The organism is Micromonospora palythoicola, from assembly GCF_036689795.1.
In the GTDB taxonomy this organism is placed as follows: domain Bacteria; phylum Actinomycetota; class Actinomycetes; order Mycobacteriales; family Micromonosporaceae; genus Micromonospora; species Micromonospora palythoicola.
In genome coordinates, this window is sequence record NZ_JBAGKI010000052.1 from 22,370 (window position 1) to 43,276 (window position 20,907).

General features: G+C 70.8%; 13 protein-coding genes. 8 read left to right on the top strand and 5 right to left on the bottom strand.

From position 1 onward, the window contains the following. Window positions 1–152: 152 nt before the first annotated feature. Together ccrA and mce are read right to left on the bottom strand one after the other, a co-directional pair. Window positions 153–1,508 carry a crotonyl-CoA carboxylase/reductase gene (ccrA, locus tag V5O40_RS20705; protein ID WP_332907006.1) on the bottom strand — a complete coding sequence of 452 codons (1,356 nt, stop codon included), beginning with the start codon at window positions 1,506–1,508 and terminating at the stop codon, window positions 153–155. A 260-nt stretch (window positions 1,509–1,768) separates the two neighbouring features. After that, window positions 1,769–2,242, bottom strand: coding sequence for a methylmalonyl-CoA epimerase (mce, locus tag V5O40_RS20710; RefSeq protein ID WP_164447615.1), 474 nt, complete (start codon window positions 2,240–2,242; stop codon window positions 1,769–1,771). Window positions 2,243–2,303: 61 nt separating this feature from the next. Between mce and V5O40_RS20715 the strand changes: the two genes are divergently transcribed. The 6 genes from V5O40_RS20715 (at window position 2,304) to V5O40_RS20740 (ending at window position 9,197) form a co-directional block, all read left to right on the top strand. Beyond that, on the top strand, window positions 2,304–3,503 hold the full coding sequence (locus V5O40_RS20715; RefSeq protein ID WP_332907007.1) for an acetyl-CoA C-acetyltransferase: 1,200 nt from the start codon (window positions 2,304–2,306) through the stop codon (window positions 3,501–3,503). A 65-nt stretch (window positions 3,504–3,568) separates the two neighbouring features. Further along, window positions 3,569–4,504: a methylmalonyl Co-A mutase-associated GTPase MeaB gene (meaB, locus tag V5O40_RS20720; RefSeq protein ID WP_408631915.1), complete on the top strand. Its 936-nt coding sequence runs from the start codon at window positions 3,569–3,571 to the stop codon at window positions 4,502–4,504. 85 nt (window positions 4,505–4,589) lie between these two features. Continuing rightward, window positions 4,590–4,994, top strand: a complete 405-nt coding sequence (locus V5O40_RS20725; protein ID WP_269738029.1) for an Asp23/Gls24 family envelope stress response protein — start codon at window positions 4,590–4,592, stop codon at window positions 4,992–4,994. A 103-nt stretch (window positions 4,995–5,097) separates the two neighbouring features. Next, on the top strand, window positions 5,098–6,786 hold the full coding sequence (locus V5O40_RS20730; protein WP_332907010.1) for an acyl-CoA mutase large subunit family protein: 1,689 nt from the start codon (window positions 5,098–5,100) through the stop codon (window positions 6,784–6,786). A gap of 99 nt (window positions 6,787–6,885) precedes the next feature. After that, window positions 6,886–7,797, top strand: coding sequence for a tetratricopeptide repeat protein (locus V5O40_RS20735; protein WP_281582169.1), 912 nt, complete (start codon window positions 6,886–6,888; stop codon window positions 7,795–7,797). 122 nt (window positions 7,798–7,919) lie between these two features. Beyond that, a complete protein-coding gene (locus V5O40_RS20740; protein ID WP_408631914.1) occupies window positions 7,920–9,197 on the top strand; it encodes an arginase family protein in 1,278 nt (425 codons plus the stop codon). A gap of 145 nt (window positions 9,198–9,342) precedes the next feature. On the opposite strand, the gene V5O40_RS20745 is transcribed toward V5O40_RS20740, so the two are convergent. Continuing rightward, window positions 9,343–11,298: a penicillin-binding transpeptidase domain-containing protein gene (locus V5O40_RS20745; RefSeq protein ID WP_332907011.1), complete on the bottom strand. Its 1,956-nt coding sequence runs from the start codon at window positions 11,296–11,298 to the stop codon at window positions 9,343–9,345. Between the two features lie 284 nt (window positions 11,299–11,582). On the opposite strand from V5O40_RS20745, the gene V5O40_RS20750 reads away from it, so the two are divergent. Continuing rightward, window positions 11,583–16,637: an NAD-glutamate dehydrogenase gene (locus tag V5O40_RS20750; RefSeq protein ID WP_332907012.1), complete on the top strand. Its 5,055-nt coding sequence runs from the start codon at window positions 11,583–11,585 to the stop codon at window positions 16,635–16,637. 95 nt (window positions 16,638–16,732) lie between these two features. On the opposite strand, the gene V5O40_RS20755 is transcribed toward V5O40_RS20750, so the two are convergent. Together V5O40_RS20755 and V5O40_RS20760 are read right to left on the bottom strand one after the other, a co-directional pair. After that, window positions 16,733–17,434 (bottom strand): class F sortase, encoded by a 702-nt coding sequence (locus V5O40_RS20755; RefSeq protein ID WP_332907013.1) that lies wholly within the window; start codon window positions 17,432–17,434, stop codon window positions 16,733–16,735. Beyond that, window positions 17,418–18,419: a hypothetical protein gene (locus V5O40_RS20760; RefSeq protein ID WP_332907014.1), complete on the bottom strand. Its 1,002-nt coding sequence runs from the start codon at window positions 18,417–18,419 to the stop codon at window positions 17,418–17,420. Before V5O40_RS20760 ends, V5O40_RS20755 begins: the two co-directional genes overlap by 17 nt. 532 nt (window positions 18,420–18,951) lie before the next feature. Between V5O40_RS20760 and V5O40_RS20765 the strand changes: the two genes are divergently transcribed. Further along, a complete protein-coding gene (locus tag V5O40_RS20765; protein WP_332907015.1) occupies window positions 18,952–20,763 on the top strand; it encodes a glycoside hydrolase family 6 protein in 1,812 nt (603 codons plus the stop codon). Window positions 20,764–20,907 lie beyond the last annotated feature (144 nt).

Consider the following 20,907-nt stretch of genomic DNA (forward strand, 5'->3'; position numbering starts at 1 on the left):
GGCACGGAGCGTGACGTGGAAAAGGGCCGTGGCGGGATCACGCACGGCCCCTTTGTTTCCGCGTCGCTCTGTCACACGAATGGGTGTCGGGCCGCCCGTGTGGAAAGCCAATCGGCGATCACCGAATGGCCACCGGCGCCTCGGCCGTCAGGTCAGTGTCCACGGAACCGGTTGATGGCCTCGACGTGGCGGTCGCGCAGCTCCGGGTCGCGTACGCCGAGTCCGTCCGCAGGGGCCAGACAGCGCACGCCGACCTTGCCCTGGTGGGCGTTGCGGTGCACCTCGTACGCGGCCTGGCCGGTCCGCTCCAGCGGGTACGTCCTCGACACGGTGGGGTGGATCCTCCCCAGCGCCACCAGCCGGTTGGCCTCCCACGCCTCGCGGTAGTTGGCGAAGTGGCTGCCCACGATCCGCTTGAGGTGCATCCAGAGGTAGCGGTTGTCGTACTGGTGCAGGAAGCCGCTGGTGGACGCGCAGGTGACGACGGTGCCACCGCGCTTGGCGACGTAGACGCTGGCGCCGAAGGTCTCCCGGCCCGGGTGTTCGAAGACGATGTCCGGGTCCTCGCCGCCGGTCAGTTCCCGGATCCGCTCGCCGAAGCGACGCCACTCGTCCGGATTCTGGGTCTCCTCGTCCGACCAGAACCGGAAGCCCTCGGCGGAGCGGTCGATGACCAGCTCGGCGCCCATCCGTCGGCACAGCTCCGCCTTCTCCGCGGAGGAGACGACACAGACCGGAATGGCGCCGCCGTTGAGCGCCAGCTGGGTGGCGTAGCCGCCCAGCCCGCCCGAGGCGCCCCAGATCAGCACCACGTCGCCCTGCTTCATGTTCGCGCCGTGGTGCGACACCAACTGCCGGTACGCGGTCGAGTTGACCAGCCCGGGGCTGGCCGCCTCCTCCCAGCTCAGGTGCGCCGGCTTGGGCATCAGCTGGTTGGCCTTGACCACGGCCAGCTCGGCCAGGCCACCGAAGTTGGTCTCGAACCCCCAGATCCGTTGCTGCGGGTCGAGCATCGTGTCGTCGTGACCGGCCGCGTCCTCCAGCTCGACCGACAGACAGTGGGCCACCACCTCGTCGCCCGGACGCCAGCGGCTCACCCCGGCACCGACCCGTAGCACCACTCCCGCCGCGTCGGAACCGACCACGTGGTACGGCAGGTCGTGCCGACGGGCCAGCTCGGAGGTGCGGCCGTAGCGGGTGAGAAACCTGAAGGTGGACAGCGGCTCGAAGATGCTGGTCCAGACGGTGTTGTAGTTGATGGCGCTGGCCATCACCGCGACGAGCGCCTCTCCCGGGCCGAGTTCCGGCGTCGGCACCTCCTGCAGGTGCAGGGCCTTGCGGGGGTCCTTGTCCCGGGTGGCCATGCCGTCGAACATCCCGGTCTCCTCGGCCCGGACGACCACGCCCCGGTAGCTCTCCGGTACCGGCAGTCCGGCGACGCCGGCCAACTCGCGCGCCGGGTCGGCCGACCCGTCCGCGGCCATGATGGCTTCGAGAATCTCCTGCACGGTGACCTCCGGTTCTCGCCGCGTCAGCGGCGGTCCTGGGGCTGCCCTCGTCGACGCCGTTCGGCGGCCGTCACCATGTCGGCCGCCACCACACACCGCGCCACGGGCTACCTGTGAGGCCGGAGGTTACTGAACGGTAGCTAAGGCTGGAAGCCTCCTGTGAGAAAGTGCATCGGCCACTGCGCGGAGGTGCGTGCCTGCCCGGGCAAGCGCACACCTCCGTGCTCGCGGCTCGTCGGGTCGGGTGGGCGCGGGTCGGGTCAGTGGGACGCGGCCGGTTGCACCAGTTCGATCAATACGCCGCCGGCGTCCTTCGGGTGCACGAAGTTGATCCGGGAGTCGGCGGTGCCGCGCTTCGGGGTCTCGTAGAGCAGCCGCACGCCACGCTCGCGCAGCGCCGCGCAGGCCGCGTCGATGTCGGCCACCGTGTACGCCACCTGCTGAACGCCCGGGCCGTTGCGGTCCAGGAACTTCGCGATCGTCGACTGCGGGGTCAGCGGCGCGAGCAGTTGCACACAACCACCCTCGGCGCTCGGCCCGACCGTCAACATCGCCTCCCGGACACCCTGCTCGGTGTTGGTCTCGGTGTGCACGCAGCGCATCCCGAACGTGCGCTGATAGAAGTCGATGGCGACGTCGAGGTCGGGCACCGCGATCCCGACATGGTCGATGCGGCGCAGGCCGATGTCTGTGACATAGTCGGCAGCGGGCTCGGCGGGGGAGTTCTCAGGCATGACGTTAGTCTGGCCGAACATTCGTTAAGGCGTACAGTGCGGCATCCCCTCGGAGGCAGGTATGGCTTCGGTGATCGTCAGCGGCGCGCGGACCCCGATGGGGCGCCTGCTGGGCAACCTCAAGGACCTACCGGCGACCAAACTCGGCGGCATCGCCATCTCCGCCGCGCTCGAACGGGCGGGAGTCGCACCCGACCAGGTGCAGTACGTGATCATGGGCCAGGTGCTCCAGGCCGGCACCGGGCAGATCCCCGCCCGGCAGGCGGCCGTCGAGGCCGGCATCCCGATGTCCGTGCCGGCCCTGACGATCAACAAGGTCTGCCTCTCCGGTCTCGACGCGATCGCCCTGGCCGACCAGCTGATCCGGGCCGGCGAGTTCGACATCGTGGTGGCCGGCGGCATGGAGTCGATGACCAACGCCCCGCACCTGATGCTCGGCCAGCGTGCCGGCTACAAGTACGGCGACGTGGTGATCAAGGACCACATGGCGCTCGACGGGCTGACCGACGCCTGGGACTGCTGCTCGATGGGCGAGTCCACCGAGCGGCACGGCAGCGCCCGCGGCATCACCCGCCAGGAGCAGGACGAGTTCGCGGCCGGCAGCCACCAGCGTGCCGCCGCCGCCCAGAAGAACGGCCACTTCGCCGAGGAGATCACCCCGGTGGTCATCCCGCAGCGCAAGGGTGACCCGCTGGTGATCAGCGAGGACGAGGGCATCCGGCCGGACACCACCGCGGAGTCCCTGGCCAAGCTCCGTCCGGCGTTCACCTCCGACGGCACCATCACCGCCGGCAGTTCCTCGCCGATCTCCGACGGCGCCGCCGCCGTGGTGGTGATGAGCAAGGCGAAGGCCAAGGAGCTGGGTCTGGCCTGGCTGGCCGAGGTGGGTGCGCACGGAAACGTGGCGGGTCCGGACAACTCCCTGCACTCGCAGCCGTCCAACGCCATCCAGCACGCCCTGCGCAAGGGTGGCCTGGCCGTCTCCGACCTCGACCTGATCGAGATCAACGAGGCGTTCGCCCAGGTGGGCATCCAGTCGATCCGTGACCTCGGGGTCAGCCCGGACAAGGTCAACGTCAACGGCGGTGCGATCGCGCTCGGCCACCCGATCGGCATGTCCGGCGCCCGGCTCGTGCTCACCCTCGCGTTGGAGCTCAAGCGGCGCGGCGGCGGCACCGGCGCGGCCGCGCTGTGCGGCGGCGGGGGCCAGGGCGACGCGCTGATCATCCATGTGCCCGACCCCAGCGAAACCGATCTGTGAGCGAGTCGGACACCCACGTCCCGGCGGCGGCCACCGGTTCGGTGCGCCGCAGCCGGGACGTACCGATGCTCGTCGAACGGGCCCGCGACGGTGACCCCCGCGCGGTCGCCCGGCTGATCACCCTGGTCGAGTCGGGCGACGGGACCGTGCCGGCCATCGCCGCGGCGCTCGCCCCGTACACCGGACGGGCCCAGGTGGTGGGCCTGACCGGCTCGCCGGGGGTGGGCAAGTCCACCACCACCAACGAGCTGGTCCGGGCCCTGCGGGCGCACGGTCACCGGGTGGGGGTGCTGGCCATCGACCCGTCCAGCCCGTTCACCGGCGGTGCGATCCTCGGTGACCGGGTGCGGATGCAGGACCATGCCACCGACCCGGGCGTCTACATCCGCTCGATGTCCAGCCGGGGGCATCTCGGTGGGTTGTCGGCGGCCACCCCGCAGGCGGTGCGGGTGCTGGAGGGCGCCGGTTGCGACGTGGTGCTCGTGGAGACCGTCGGCGTCGGGCAGGCGGAGGTCGAGGTGGCCTCCCTGGCCGACACCACGCTGGTGCTGCTCGCGCCCGGAATGGGCGACGCGATCCAGGCGGTGAAGGCCGGCATCCTGGAGATCGCCGACGTCTTCGTGGTCAACAAGGCCGACCGGGACGGCGCCGACGCCACGGTCCGCGACATCCAGGGCATGATCGCCCTCGGCGAGCGTGGGCCGGGCCAGTGGCGTCCGCAGGTGGTGCGGACGATCGCCGCGCGCGGCGAGGGCATCGACGACGTCGCCGCCGCGATCGACAAGCACCGCGCCTGGCTGGTCGAGCACGACGAGCTGCGCCGGCGGCGCGAGGCACGGGCCGCCGCCGAGGTCGAGGCGATCGCGCTGGGCGTGCTCCGCGCCCGGATCGGCTCGCTGCGCGACGGTACGCAGCTGCCCGCGCTCGCCGCCGAGGTGGCGGCCGGTGCCACCGATCCGTACGCGGCGGCCGAGGCGTTGCTCGCTCAGCTCTCCGGGTAACCGCGTCCACTGCGGACCGTCGGAGACGGTTAGGCTCGCACCGCCGCGCGGTTGCGCGGCTGCCGCGACGGCCGCTGGGGGACGTATGGATCACGAGATGACGCAGGAGCTGGCGATGACGCCGGACGCGGTGGCGGGCGGGCGCACCCACATCTCGGACGAGGTGGTGGAGAAGATCGCGGTGGCGGCGGCGAAGTCGGTGCCGGGCGTGGTCGAGCTGGGTGGCGACATCGCCCGGTTCTTCAACGCGGTGCTCGACCGGGTGGGGCTCGACCAGGTCGGTGACGCGCGGCGGGGGTGCTCGGCGCACGTGACGAACGGCGGTGCCGTGATCAACCTGGTGCTCGTGACCGACGCCGGGCATCCGGTGCCCGAGGTGACCACGGCGGTGCGGGTCGCGGTGACCAGGGCGGTGGAGGCGTACGGGCTGCGGGTCGACGAGATCAACATCCGGGTGGACGACGTGGCCATCGACGGTCCCGCCGGCTGAGTTCGCGCAGCTCGGGTTACCGGCCGGTACGAACTACCTTATCGATCGTTCAGGTAGGGGCTCTACACTCGATGCAGTCGAGGACTCGAGGAGGAGCCCGGGGATGAACGCCGACGACATCGCGGCCGGGCGGGCCCGCTGGCAGGCCCGCTACGACTCCGCGCGCAAGCGGGACGCCGACTTCACCACGCTCTCCGGGATGCCCGTCGAGCCGGTCTACGGTCCGCCGGAGGGCGTCGCGTACCCGGGCTTCGAGCGGATCGGCTGGCCCGGGGAGTTCCCCTACACCCGGGGTCTGCACCCGACCGGCTACCGGGGGCGGACCTGGACCATCCGCCAGTTCGCCGGGTTCGGCAACGCCCGGCAGACGAACGAGCGCTACAAGATGATCCTGGGCGCCGGTGGCGGCGGGCTCTCGGTCGCCTTCGACATGCCCACCCTGATGGGGCGCGACTCCGACGACCCGCAGTCGCTCGGCGAGGTGGGCCACTGCGGGGTGGCGGTGGACAGCGCCGCCGACATGGAGGCGCTCTTCGACGGCATCGACCTGGCCGGGGTCACCACGAGCATGACCATCTCCGGCCCGGCGGTGCCGGTGTTCTGCATGTACCTGGTCGCCGCCGAGCGTCAGGGCGCCGACCTGTCGAGCCTCGACGGGACGTTGCAGACCGACATCTTCAAGGAGTACATCGCGCAGAAGGAGTGGCTGTTCGACCCGGAGCCGCACCTGCGCCTGATCGGCGACCTGATGGAGTACTGCGCGGCCGAGATCCCGCGCTACAAGCCGCTGTCGGTCTCCGGGTACCACATCCGGGAGGCCGGCTCGACGGCCGCGCAGGAGCTGGCGTACACGTTGGCCGACGGCTTCGGCTACGTCGAACTGGGGCTGTCGCGCGGGCTCGACGTCAACGTCTTCGCCCCGGGGCTGAGCTTCTTCTTCGACTCGCACGTCGACTTCTTCGAGGAGATCGCCAAGTTCCGGGCCGCCCGCCGGATCTGGGCCCGCTGGTTGCGTGACGTCTACGGCGCCACCAGTGAGAAGGCGCTGTGGCTGCGTTTCCACACCCAGACCGCCGGCGTGTCGCTGACCGCGCAGCAGCCGGTCAACAACGTGGTACGCACCGCCGTCGAGGCGCTCGCCGCGGTGCTCGGTGGCACCAACTCGCTGCACACCAACGCCCTGGACGAGACCCTCGCCCTGCCCACCGACTCCTCCGCCGAGATCGCCCTGCGTACCCAGCAGGTGCTGATGGAGGAGATCGGGGTGACGAACGTGGCCGACCCGCTGGGCGGCTCCTGGTACGTCGAGGCGCTGACCGACCGGATCGAGGCCGAGGCGGAGAAGATCTTCGACCGGATCCGGGCGCTCGGTGGCGACGGACCGCACCAGATCGGGCCGATGACCTCCGGGATCCTGCGGGGCATCGAGGACGGCTGGTTCACCGGACAGATCGCCGAGGCCGCGTTCGCGTACCAGCAGGCGCTGGAGAAGGGCGACAAGAAGATCGTCGGCGTCAACTGCCACACCGGTACGGTCGCCAAGGAGTTGGAGATCCTGCGTATCTCGCACGAGGTGGAGGTGGAACAGCGCCGGACGCTGGCCGAGCGCAAGCGCGCCCGGGACGAGGGCCGGGTACGTGCCGCGGTCGAGGCGATGGTGGCGGTGAGCCGTACCGGGGGGAACATGATCCCGGCGATGCTTGACGCCGTCCGGGCGGAGGCGACGCTGGGCGAGATCTGCGACGCGTTGCGGGCCGAATGGGGCGTTTACCGCGAGCCCGCACGGTTCTGACCTTCGGCCCACCAGGGCGGTTGGGCAGGGGTGACAGTGGCAACTGCGCGGGCCGAGGCTGATCCGAGTTCGGCGGGCTGCGTGCGAGACTAGACAACCATGAGCGACCCACGGATCACCTCGTCGATCTTCACCCGCGGCGCGGTCGACCTCAGCGCGCTGCGCACCCCTGCCCCCAGTTCCACACCGGCTCCGGTCCAGGCCGGCCCGCCCGCCGGGGCACCCGGCGGCGCCGTCGGCGGGGTCACCGTCATCGACGTGACCGAGGCGACCTTCCAGTCCGAGGTCCTGGAGCGCTCGCTGACCACACCCGTCGTGATCGACTTCTGGGCCGAGTGGTGTCAGCCCTGCAAGCAACTCTCCCCGGTGCTGGAACGGCTGGCGGTGGAGGGTGGCGGCGCCTGGGTGCTCGCCAAGGTCGACGTGGACGCCAACCCGAGGCTCGCGCAGATGTTCCGGGTCCAGGGCATCCCGATGGTGTACGCGGTGGTCGGCGGGCAGCCCGTCGACGCCTTCTCCGGCGTGGTGCCCGAGGCGCAGCTGCGGCAGTGGATCCAGGCCGTGCTCAAGGCCGGCGGGGTGAGCGTGGCCGAGCCGGAGGATCCACGGCTCGACGAGGCGGACGACGCGCTGATGAGCGGCGACCTGGACGCCGCCGAGCAGGCGTACCGGAAGATCCTCGCCGAAACCCCGGCGGACGCCGCCGCCGAGGCCGGGCTGGCCCAGGTGGGACTCGCCCGCCGGGTGGCCGGCGCCGACCCGCAGGCCGCGCTCACCGCCGCGGCGGCCAAACCCGACGACGTCGACGCCCAACTGCTCGCCGCCGACATCGAGGTGCTCAGCGGTCTGGCCGATCAGGCGTACCAGCGCCTGGTCGGGTTGGTCCGCCGCACCGCGGGTGACGACCGGGAGAAGGTACGCCAGCACCTGGTCGGCCTGTTCGCCATCGCCGGCCCGGACGACCCCGCCGTCGCCTCGGCCCGCCGGGCCTTGGCCAGCGCCCTGTTCTGAGTACCTGCCACGCCAGCGCGGGCCGGCGTGTCGCCGGCCCGCCTCCACACCAAGAGGACGGGAGCTTAGGTGAGCGCGAGGAGTGAGCTTGCGAGCCCCGCAGTCGCGAACGAAGGCGGCCCATGATGCGCCGGATCGCCGTCCTCGACGCGCCGAGCAACCTCGGCCTGCGCCCGCCCACGCCCACCTCCGTTCCCGGCTGCGGGAAGGCGCCCGGCGCGCTCCGGGACCAGGGGTTGCTACCCCGGTTGCGGGCCCGCGACGCGGGTTGCCTGACCCCGCCCCGCTACGACGCCGGTGACTGGCGACCGGGCGACGGCGTCTGTCACGCGCGGGAGATCGCCGACTACTCGGCGGCACTGGCCGACCGGATCGGCGCGATCATCGACCGGGGCGAGTTTCCCGTGGTCCTCGGCGGTGACTGCTCGATCCTGCTCGGCTCGGCGCTGGCCATGCACCGGCTCGGCGAGGCGGTGGGTGGCCGGATCGGGCTGGTCTTCGTCGACGGCCACTCCGACTTCCGGCACCCCGGGAACGCGTCGTACGTGGGTGCGGCGGCGGGTGAGGATCTCGCCCTGGTCACCGGCCGTGGCCAGGCCGACCTGGCGGGCATCGAGGGACGGCGACCCTACTTCCGGGACGTCGACGTGGTGGTGCTCGGCATCCGTGCCCAGGACGAGTACCGGCTCGACCTGCAGGCCGCCGGGATCATCACCCGGCCGGTGCCGGCGCTGCGCGCCGAGGGTGCGGCGCGTACCGCCCAGTGGGCGCACGAGCAACTGGCCGACTGCGCCGGCTACTGGGTGCACGTCGACGTGGACGTGCTCGACCCCGCCGTGATGCCGGCGGTCGACGCGCCCGATCCCGGTGGCATCGCCTTCGCCGAGCTGGAGATCCTGCTCGCCGGTCTGGTCGACACCCCGCACTGCCTCGGCGTCGAGCTGACCGTCTTCGACCCCGACTACGACCCGGACGGCGCGTACGCCGCGGAGATCGTCAACACCGTGGTGTCCGGCCTGCGGCCGGTGACCGCCCCCGGCTCGGCGCCACCTCGGCTGCGTCCCGAGGAGAGGCTCCGTCCCACCCCCGGCCCGCGCCGGGGCCTCGATCAACCCGGCCCACCGGACGCACCGGCGCCGGTCGACCGCGGTCAGGCCGACGACCATCGCCACAGCGACGGTCGCCGGAGTGGCGGTGGCGTGGGCGGTGGCGGCGGCACGGACGGCGGCGGCGCGGGCGACGGCAGTGGCGGTGTGGGTGGCGGCGGTGACCCGGTCGGTGGTGGCCTGGCTGATCATGGCTTGGCCGATGGTGGTGTAGCCGATGGTGACCTGGGCGGCACCGCTTTCTCGACGGGGGGCACTCGTCCGGCGACCGCCACCGGCGGGCCGGCCGCCTGACAGAGCGCCGCCGTCTCATCCCGCCGCCGTTCCGGACAACTTCAGAGTTGTTGCTGCCTGGAGGCCTCGCTGACCCAGCAACAACCCCGAAGTTGCTTGTCGGAGAGCGGGGCGGGGGATCAGCGGCGGTGGGGGGCTGAGGGGGTTAGTCGGCCAGGGCACGTAGGAAGCGCTCGGCGATCGGTACCGCGGTGCCGCTGCCGGAGCCGCCCTTCTCGACGAAGACGGCGAACGCGACGTCGCCCTGCCAGCCGACGAACCAGGCGTGGGTGTTCTCCGGGTTGTCGTCGTACTCGGCGGTGCCGGTCTTGCCGTGCACCGGCTCACCCGGCACGTCCCGCAGGGCGGTCCCGGAGCCGCTGGTGACCACCTCGCGCATCATCTCCTGGACCGCCGTCACCGCCTCGGGCGGCAACTGCGGTCCGGGCCCGGGTGCCGAGGCCGGCGCCGGATCGAGCAGCAGCTTCGGCGGGACGAACTGACCCCTGGCGACGGCGGCGGTCGCCGCCGCCATGGCCAGCGGGCTGACCACGGTGGTGCCCTGGCCGATCGCCGCGGCGGCCTGTTCGGTGGCACCGCCGTTGGCGGAGACCTTGCCGGTGAAGGCGTCCAGGCCCAGGTCTCCCCACTCGCCTTCCAGACCGAGGGTGCGTCCGGCGGCGGCCAGGCCGTCCGCGCCCAGCTGGGGAGCGAGCGCGGCGAAGGCGGTGTTGCACGACTTGGCGAAGTCGGTGCGGAACGGCACCTCGCCGAGGGCGAAGTCGTCGGAGTTCTTGAAGGCGCGCCCGTCCACGACGAACCGCTTCGGGCAGGCGACGGTGGTGTCGGGGGTGACCGCGCCGCGCTCGATCAGCCCGAACGCGCTGACCATCTTGAAGGTCGAACCGGGTGGCACCTGGGCGGTGAAGGCCAGGTTCTCCCCGGTGGCGCCGGGCCCGTTGGCGGCGGCGAGCACGGCACCGTCGGTGATCCGAACGGCCACCAGGGCGGCCCGCCGGCGTTCCGCGCGCAGCGCCCGGTCCGCGGCGTTCTGGGTGGCCACGTCGAGGGTGGTGCGAACCGGCTGGCCGGGCTGGGGTTCGCTGCGGAACACCTCGGTGCCGGTCGACTCGACGGTGCCGTCGGGCCCGGCCCGGTTGATGACGACGGCCAGGCCCGGTACGCCGCGCAACCGTTCGTCCCAGCGGCCCTGCAACCCACCGTGACCGACGAGGTCGCCAGGGGAGTAGCGGTCGGGATGGTTGGCGAGATCCTCGGCGTACGCGGGGTCGACGGTGCCGAGCACCGCCCGGGCGAACTCGCGGGTGGGTGCGAGGTCCAGCTTGTCGGTCGGGAACTTCGTCCCGGACAGCGGGTAGATGCGGGACTTGATCTGTCGGTACGCCTCGTCACGCAGGGTGACCACCTCGACGAACGCGTCCGGTTTCGCCTCCTTCAGCCGCTTCGGCAGGTCCGACAGGTCGACCGGCGGGGTGATCGCCGGCCGGATCGCGCGGAACGCGCTGTCCAGTTCGCGGATCATGGCCTTGACGTCGGTCACCTCGTTTGGCTGCAACCCCACCCGGACCACGTCGCGGGGCGCCACGATCGGCTCACCGGCACCGTCGAGCACGGTGGCCCGGGTGGCCCGATCCCGCCGCAGGCCCAGCCGATCGCCGCGGGTCAGCTGTTCCTGGACGATCTGCGGCTCCCAGATGACCTGCCACTGGTCGTCGCGGCCCTGGGTCAGCCGCACCGGCCGGTCGTACGCCCACCTCGTCCCGCCCGGAAGCGTCCACTCCGCCCGGACGCTGGCGGTGGCGGTGTTCTGGACGACCTCGGGGTCGCCCTGGCGGGTCAGCGTGAGCGGCGCGTCGACGAGTTCGCCGGAAAGCTCCCGGATCTCCTGTACGACGGTGCCGGCGGAGATCTTCGCACCGGTCGGGTCGACAAAGCCGACCGCGTTCAGGTCGCCCTTACGCCAACCCTCCAGGAAGGCGTCGACGGTGCCCTGCGGGCCGTCCTCACCGGAGCAGGCGACCAGGCCGGCCGCTACGACCAGGCAGGTGGCGGCGACGGCCAGTGGCGACCGCCTGCGGCGGTGTCGGCGCGGAACGAACATCTGTGCTTCCTCCAGGTCGGCTGCTCCGCACGCTAGTACGCCGGGGGGCCGGCCACTGCCCCGCTGGTCCTGGCCAGGCGAAAAGACGGTCTCGTGACGGTGTGATGAACAACATCAGGCGGGGTACTCCGAACCCGGTCGAACCTCGTACCGCAAGGGGTGAAAGGACGGCGTCGGAGATCCGGACGTCCGGCCGGTGGTCCGCCGACGGAAGTACCGATCGGTCGGCCTAGGCTTGGCGGCAGAGTGACCCACAGCGTTGTGGGTCGAGGGGAGTGGCACCGATGGACCGGCGTCCGGCGATCAAACCGGAACCCGACCTCCGGCAGGTTGACACCGGCCGGGACGACAGTTTCGACACGGCGACCGACGGTGACGGGTTCGGTCGGCTAGACACAGGCGCGACCGGAATGACCGGTTCGAGCATCGACACCCTCTACGATCTGGGACTGCCGCCGGAGGCGCTCGCCGACGACGCGGAGGACTCCGAGTTCGACGAGCCGGTGCCCAACGCCGAGCGACTCGTGGCCCAGGCCGTGTCGCTTGCCGGCGACGACCACGACGCGGCGACCCTGGTGGGCAGGTTCTGGCGGTTCGCGCCGGACGAGGAGCTGATCGGGTTCACTGCCGAGGAGATGCTCGACGCCGCCCGTGCGCACCGGGAGCTGGCCCGGCAGCGGGTGCCGGGCGAGTTGAAGCTGCGGATCCACTCACCCGACGCGGAGCAGCACCACAGCGTCATCGAGATCGTCACCGACGACATGCCGTTCCTGGTCGATTCGGTGACCGCCCTGCTCAACACCCATCACCTGGACGTCCACCTGCTCGTGCACCCGCTGGTCGTGGTGCGTCGGGAGCCGTTGGGGCGGCTGGTCGAGGTTGCCGCCGACGTGGAACCGGACGACGCGATCTCCGGTGACCTGGTCGAGAGCTGGATGCGGATCGAGATCGACCCGGTCCGCGACCCGGAGGAGCGGGACAAGCTGCGCCGGGAGTTGCAGCGGGTGCTGACCGACGTGCGGGAGGCCGTCGAGGACTGGCCGAAGATGCGCCAGCGCGCCCTCGCCCTGGCCGACGAGTTGGCCGCCGCGCGGACCAGCGACAACCGGCCACCGGTGCCGGAGAAGGACATCACCGACTCGGTCGAGCTGCTGCGCTGGCTCGCGCACGACCACTTCACCTTCCTCGGCTACCGGGAGTACCGGCTGGTGCCGAACGCGGCGGCGGACGGGCCGGCGTTGGAGGCGGTGCTCGGCACCGGGCTGGGCATCCTGCGCCAGGACTCGCCGGAGGCGCGGGCGCTGTCCTCGATGACGCCCGAGGCGCACGAGAAGGTCACCGAGAAGCGCCTGTTGATCATCACCAAGGCGAACTCGCGGGCCACCGTGCACCGTTCGGCGTACCTCGACTACATCGGCTTCAAGATCTTCGACGAGAACGGCGAGGTGGTGGGCGAGCGCCGTTTTCTCGGCCTGTTCTCCACCGCCGCGTACCGGACCAGCGTCCAGGAGCTGCCGGTGGTCCGGCGCAAGGTCGCCGAGGTGCTGGACCGGTCGGGCCTGAGCCTGCGCAGCCACTCCGGCAAGGATCTGATGCAGATCCTGGAGACGTACCCGCGCGACGAGCTGTTCCAGATCAAGACCGACGACCTGTACCACGCGGTCATCGGGGTGCTGCGGATGGCCGGTCGCCGGCAGTTGCGGGTCTTCCTGCGCCGGGACGCGTACGGGCGGTTCATCTCCTGTCTGATCTATCTGCCCCGGGACCGGTTCACCACCCAGAACCGGCTGCGGATGCAGGACATCCTGCTGCGTGAGCTGAACGGTGTCGGGGTGGACTACACCACCCGGGTGACCGAGTCGATGCTGGCCCGGGTGCACTTCATCGTGCGTACCGATCCGATGAGCCCGCCCGGTGACATCGACGCCGACCTGCTGGCCGAGGAGTTGGCCGACGCCACCCGCTTGTGGGACGACGACTACCGGCTGGTGCTGGAGCGCAAGCTCGGCGACGAGCAGGCCAAGCACCTGTTCGGCCGGTACGCCGACGCGTTCCCGGAGGGCTACAAGGACGGGCACACGCCGTACGAGGCGATGAAGGACCTGGCCAAGCTGGAGCTGCTGGAGGAGCCCGGCCAGCTGGAGATGCACCTGTTCCGCAAGCAGTTGGCGCCGCGTGCCGGTGGCCGGGGTCCGGACGTCGACGAGTCGATGGACGTGCGGTTCAAGGTGTACCGCTACGGCGAGCCGATGATGCTCTCGGCGGTGCTGCCGGTGCTGCACTCGCTCGGCGTGAAGGTGGTCGACGAGCACCCGTACGAGGTGGAGCGGGTCGACGGCCGGATCTGGCTGTACGACTTCGGGCTACGACTACCCGAGGGGCACCAGCAACTGGCCGAGGTGCGCCCGCACGTGGAGAACGCCTTCGCGGCGGCGTGGCGGGGCGAGGCCGAGGTGGACCGCTTCAACGAGCTGGTCCTGCTCGCCGGGCTGACCTGGCGTCAGGTGGTGGTGCTGCGGGCGTACGCGAAGTATCTGCGGCAGACCGGCACGGTGTTCTCGCAGGACTACATGGAGTCGACCTTCATCGCGTACCCGCACCTGGCCACGCTGCTGGTGCAGCTGTTCGAGGCGCGGTTCGAGCCGGGCCCGGTCGCTGCCGAGCAGCGCCAGCGACGTGGTGCCGAGCTGGTGGCCGAGATCCGTACCGCGCTCGACGACGTGGCCAGCCTGGACCAGGACCGGATCCTGCGCTCGTACCTCTCGTTGATCCAGGCCACCCTGCGGACCAGCTTCTACCAGCGGCCGGTGGGTGGGCGACCGAAGCCGTACGTGGCGTTCAAGCTCGATCCGCAGGCGATCCCCGAGCTGCCCGCGCCCCGACCGAAGTTCGAGATCTTCGTGTACTCGCCCCGGTTCGAGGGTGTGCACCTGCGGTTCGGGCCGGTGGCCCGGGGCGGCCTGCGCTGGTCCGACCGGCGGGAGGACTTCCGTACCGAGGTGCTCGGCCTGGTCAAGGCGCAGATGGTGAAGAACGCCGTCATCGTGCCGGTGGGTGCCAAGGGCGGCTTCGTGCTCAAGCAGAAGCCGGGTGACCGGGACGAGGCGGTGACCTGCTACCAGGAGTTCGTCTCGGCGCTGCTGGACGTCACCGACAACATCGTGGCCGGCGAGATCGTGCCGCCCGACGACGTGGTCCGCCATGACGGTGACGATCCGTACATGGTGGTGGCGGCGGACAAGGGCACCGCGACCTTCTCCGACACCGCCAACGAGATCTCGACCGCGCACAACTTCTGGCTGGGCGACGCCTTCGCCTCCGGCGGCTCGGCCGGCTACGACCACAAGAAGATGGGCATCACCGCCCGGGGCGCGTGGGAGTCGGTCAAGCGGCACTTCCGGGAGATGGGGCACGACACCCAGAGCCAGGATTTCACCGTGGCCGGAGTCGGCGACATGTCCGGTGACGTGTTCGGCAACGGCATGCTGCTGTCGGAGCACATCCGGCTGGTGGCCGCCTTCGACCACCGGCACATCTTCCTGGACCCGGATCCGGACCCGGCCACCTCGTACGCGGAACGGAAGCGGCTGTTCGAACTGACCCGGTCCACGTGGGAGGACTACAACGCCGAGCTGATCTCCGCGGGGGGCGGGATCCACCCGCGTACGGCGAAGTCGGTGCCGATCTCACCACAGGTCCGTGCCGTGCTCGGGCTCGACGACGACGTCGACCAGTTGAGCCCGCAGGAGCTGATGAAGGCCATCCTCACCGCGCCTGTCGATCTGTTCTGGAACGGCGGCATCGGTACCTACGTCAAGGCGTCCAGCGAGACCAACGCCCAGGTCGGCGACAAGTCCAACGACGCGATCCGGGTGGATGGTCGCAGCCTGCGCTGCCGGGTGGTCGGTGAGGGTGGCAACCTCGGCTTCACCCAGCACGGCCGGATCGAGTACGCCCAGGCGGGTGGCCGGATGTACACCGACTTCATCGACAACGCGGCCGGGGTGGACTGCTCCGACCACGAGGTGAACATCAAGATCCTGCTGAACACCGCGGTCGCCGACGGCGAGCTGACCATTCCCGAGCGGGACGAATTGCTCGCCCGGATGACCGACGAGGTCGCGGAGCTGGTCCTGCGGGACAACTACGACCAGGCTCGGGCGATCAACAACTCCCAGGCGCAGGCCACCTCGCTGCTCCCGGTGCACCGCCGGATGATCACAGAGCTGGAACGCGCCGGAGTGCTGAACCGGTCGCTGGAGGCGCTGCCGCCGGACGAGGAACTGGCGGTACGCACCGAGTCCGGGCTGACCGCGCCGGAGTTCGCCGTGCTGTTGGCGTACGTGAAGATCGCCCTGGAGAAGGAGATCCTCACCGACGCGCTGCCCGACGAGGAGTGGACCGGCGAGGTGCTGGTCAACTACTTCCCGACGCCGATGCGGCAGCGGTTCGCCGACCGGATGGACCGGCACCGGTTGCGTCGCGACATCGTGACCACGGTGCTGGTCAACGAGGCGATCAACCGGGGTGGGATCTCGTTCGTCTTCCGGGTGGTGGAGGAGACCGCCGCAACGGCGGCGGACGTGATCCGGGCGTACGTGGTGGTCCGTGAGGTCTTCGGACTGCGCGAGCTGTGGGACGCGGTCGAGGCGCTGGACAACCGGATCGATCCGGAGTTGCAGACGAACGTCTATCTGGACACCCGACGCCTGCTCGACCGGGCGGTCCGGTGGCTGGTGACCAACCGCCGCTCGCCGATCGACGTGCCGGCGGAGATCGCCCGGCTGCGGGACGGGGTCGCCCGGCTGCTGCCCGGGATGGAGACGCTCTTCTACGGCAGCGAGCGCGAGTCGATCGCGGCCCACATCGACTCCATGACCGAGCGTGGGGTGCCGCGTGAGCTGGCCGAGCGCAGTACCCGACTGATGTACAGCTTCGGTCTGCTGGACGTGGTGGAGACCGCCGCGAGCACCGGACGGGACGTCGGCGAGGTCGCCTCGGTCTACTTCGTGCTCTCCGACCGGTTCCGGGTGGACTCGTTGCTGTCGAAGATCTCCCTGCTGCCGCGCGAGGACCGGTGGCAGACGCTGGCGCGGATGGCGTTGCGGTACGACCTGTACGCCGCGCTCGCCGCGCTCACCGCGGAGGTGCTGGACTCCACGCCGGGCGACCTGCCGCCGCAGGAGCGGGTACAGCAGTGGGAGCAGTCGAACGCCACGTCGATCCACCGCGCCGAACGGGCGATGGGCGAGTTCGACGAGTCCCGCGCGGACCTGGCGGCCCTGTCGGTGCTGCTGCGCCAGATCCGCACCCTGGTCCGCACCTCCGCCGCCAACTGACCGCCCCGCCCTTCGCGATCATGCAGTTGTGGCGCCCCGAACGCGTGGACACACGGCCTTCGTTCGGTGCCACAACTGCATGATCGGCGGGGTGGTCAGGGCAGCAGGGTGGCGAAGACGATCACGTTGTCGGGATAGTCGCCGGTGGCCTCGTCGAACTGGCCGCCGCAGGTGACGACCCGCAGGCCCGGACGGTCGCTGGGGCCGTACACCTGCTCGGTGGGGAAGGCGTCCTTCGGGTACGAGGCCACCGAGTCGACCCGGAAGGTCGCCGTCCGGCCGTCGGCCCGTTCGACGCTCACGGTGTCACCGGGTTGCAGGGCGCCGAGGGAGAAGAAGACGGCGGGACCGATCGCGGCCGAGTCGACGTGTCCGACGATGACGGAGTTGCCCGGCTCGCCCGGGCTCGGGCCGGGCTCGTACCAACCGGCGAGCAGCGCCTGGTCCAGTGGCGGCACCTGGACGGTGCCGTCGGGGTTGGTGCCGAGCGCCATGATGCCGGCGCGGACTCCGATGCGGGGGATGTCGATCCTGGTGGGCGCGGCCCGCGGGAGTCCGGCGGGTATCCGCCGCGCGTCGTCGAGGTCGGCTTCGGCGAACGGGCCGTGCGGGGTGCGGTCGGCCGTACCCGCCACGGGCTGCGGCGGGCGCGCGGCGTCGGTGCTCTTCAGTGACGCGCCGACGAGCCCGGAACCTGTCATGGCGAGCAGGACGACGACGGCGGTGCCGACGGCACGCCACGGTCTACCGTGGCGGCCGCCGGCCCGTCTCGTCGTCGCGTCAGGCCGCGAACTCATCGACCCGACGACGGCGCATCAGCACGAGGCCGCCGAGGGCGGCCGCGCCGACCAGGCTCGCCCCGGCGGCGGCCAGACCACGGTCGGCGCCGGTGGCGATGCCACCGTCACCGCCGTCGACCCCACCGTTCGGCAGGACGACCAGCTCGCCCGTGCCGCAGGAGCCCTCCAGCTTGTACGTGCCGGGCTTGGCGTCCTCGGCGACCTGGGCCTCGCCGTAGTAGACGAAGTCCTTCTTGTGCTCCCAGCCGCGCTCCTCGGCCTCGTCGGCCGCCCAGTCGCCCTTGCCGGACCATTCGCGCTCGCCCGACTCGCCGGACCAGTCACTTTCGCCTGACTTGCCGGACCAGTCGTCCTTGCCCGACCATTCGCGCTCGCCCGACTCGTCGGACCAGTCGCCCTTGCCGGACCAGTCGTGCTCGGCGGAGTCCGCGCCGTTCTCGTGCCGGCCGGACCAGCCGCCGGTGGACTCCTCGGCAGCCGAGTCGCTCTCCTCGGCCTGGCCCTTCCAGTCCTTCTCGCCGTGGTCCTTCGCGTCGCCACCCTCGGCTTCCTGGCCGTGCTCCTCGCCCTTCCAGTCGTCGCGGGCGTCCGCCGCGCCGCCGCCCCAACCGCTGCCGGACTCGGCCTCGGCGGGCTGCGAACGCTCGTGGCCGGACCAGCCCTCGCTGTCGGCGCCTTCGGCGGCGCCGTTCTCCTCGCGCCAGTCCTTGTGGTCGCCACGCGAGTCGCCGCCCCGAGCCGGTTCGAGCTTGACCTTCCCGGTGACCTTGGACCAGACGAAGGGGTGCTCCTGCTCCTCGGGGCAGATCTGCACGAGCTTGACCTCTTCGCCGGCCTTGACGGCGTGCGGCTTGGCGAAGACCTTGCCCTCGTCCGTCTGTGCTTGGCCGTCGGCGTACGCGGCCCCCGGCGCGAACACCAGCAGGGAAGCGCTGCCGAGGGCAGCACCCGCAACCACCTTCCCCAGCATCTTCTTAGCCATGACCTGTGTCACTCCATCCCTGTTGTCCTGCGGCCGGCAACAACCGAGCCAGAACCGACGTTAGACCGTTTCATGACTTATGCAGGGAAAATTCGTGTTCTGGCATTAGTTCGGTATGCCGGGTTGTACCGGTGCACTTGCCCCGGCGCGCGCCGGCCTGTCCGGTGCCTGGGTGGATGGGGGTGCAGTGCTTGCCAGGGCGGCCCGCTCGCGTTGCAGTGGAGTTGGGGGTTTTGCCCCGGTAGGGTTTCGAAAATATCGAACCATTGCCATGGAAGCGCTCCCATGCAAGAATCGCTGCACGCGGTGAGCAGAGCCACACCGCGTAGGCAGGTGTCGAGGGCATCCGGTTCGCCGGACGACCACCTGGCCGCCGACCGGTGACGCCGGTCGTCGCACCACCACCAACGCCCGTCCGGGTCGGGCGCTCCCGAAGAATCCCGTTGGCACCGGCGGCCGTCCGCACCGGACGTCCTTCGGGCCACGTGCCGGGCCGTACGCGGATCCGGTCTCGCCCAAGGAGATCAGTGGCATGAATGTGTGGAGAAGGCTGTCCGGTCGACGCCGGGCCGTCGCGCTGGCCGGCGCGAGCGCGCTGGTCGCGGGCGGTTTGGTGACGCTACCGGTGACCGCGGCGCACGCGGCGACGCAGTGCGACGTGTCGTACACGACGAACGACTGGCAGGGCGGCTTCACCGCCAACGTCACCATCAGGAACGTCGGTGACGCGCTCAGCAACTGGACGCTCGGCTTCACGTTCCCCGACGCCAACCAGCGGCTCGTACAGGGCTGGTCGGCCCGGTGGAGCCAGTCGGGTCGCAACGTGACCGCGCAGAACGAGTCGTGGAACGGCAACCTGGCCACCGGCGCCAGCACCAACATCGGCTTCAACGGCTCGTGGAGCGGCAGCAACCCCAAGCCCACCTCGTTCACCGTCAACGGGGTGGCCTGCAACGGTGGCACGACGCCGACCACGCCGCCGCCGTCGACTCCGCCGCCGAGCACGCCGCCGCCGCCGACGACCCCGCCGCCGAGCACGCCGCCGCCGCCGACGACCCCGCCGCCCACCACGCCGCCGCCCGGTACCAAGGTGGACAACCCCTACCTGAACGCCCGGGGTTACGTGAACCCGGAGTGGAAGGCCAAGGCCGAGTCGGTCGCCGGTGGCAACCGGGTGTCGAGCATCTCGACCGCAGTCTGGATCGACCGGATCGCGGCGATCGAGGGCACCGACAACAGCCAGTCCAACGGTCCGATGGGGATCCGGGACCACCTGGACGAGGCGCTGCGGCAGAACGCGCAGTACATCCAGTTCGTCATCTACAACCTGCCCGGCCGCGACTGCGCGGCGCTCGCCTCCAACGGTGAGCTGCAGGCGAACGAGCTGCCGAAGTACAAGGCCGAGTACATCGACCCGATCGCGGCGATCCAGGGTGACGCGAAGTACCGCAACATCCGGATCATCAACGTCATCGAGGTCGACTCGCTGCCGAACCTGGTGACCAACACCAGCGGCAACCCGGGTGGCACCGTGATGTGCGACACGGTCAAGGCCAACGGCGCGTACGTGCAGGGTGTCGGCTACGCCCTGGCCAAGCTGGGCGCGTTCTCGAACGTCTACAACTACGTCGACGCCGGGCACCACGGCTGGCTCGGTTGGGACAGCAACTTCACCCCGACCGCCCAGATCCTGAAGGAGGCCGCCACGGCCTCCGGCAGCACCGTCAACCACGTGCACGGGTTCATCACCAACACCGCGAACTACTCGGCGCTGATCGAGCCGTACGCGAAGGTCACCGACTCGGTGAACGGCCAGACGGTGCGGCAGTCGGACTGGATCGACTGGAACCAGTACAACGACGAGCAGAGCTTCGCCCAGGCCTTCCGTCAGGAACTGGTCCGGCAGGGCTTCCCCAGCAACATCGGCATGCTGATCGACACCTCCCGTAACGGCTGGGGCGGCCCGAACCGGCCCACCGCCGCGGGCCCGACGACCAGCGTGAACGCCTACGTGGACGGTGGTCGCGTCGACCGCCGGATCCACAAGGGCAACTGGTGCAACCAGTCCGGTGCGGGCATGGGCGAGCGGCCGAAGGCCGCGCCGGCCTCCGGCATCGACGCGTACGTCTGGGTCAAGCCCCCGGGTGAGTCGGACGGCTCCAGCCGCGAGATCCCGAACAACGACGGCAAGGGCTTCGACCGGATGTGCGACCCGACCTACACCGGTAACGACCGCAACGGCAACAGCATGAGCGGTGCCCTGCCGGACGCCCCGATCTCGGGTGCCTGGTTCCCGGCGCAGTTCGCCCAGCTGATGCAGAACGCCTACCCGCCGCTGTCCTGACGGACACAGGCACACCCGCCGCCGACAGTAGGTGAGGCGCTGCGGCGGCAGGTCACCCGGGCCCCTGGTCCGACCGCACCGGTCGGACAAGGGGCCCCTCGCGCCGCCCGCGCCACGGTCGCCGTCACCCGCCCGGCGGCGGTG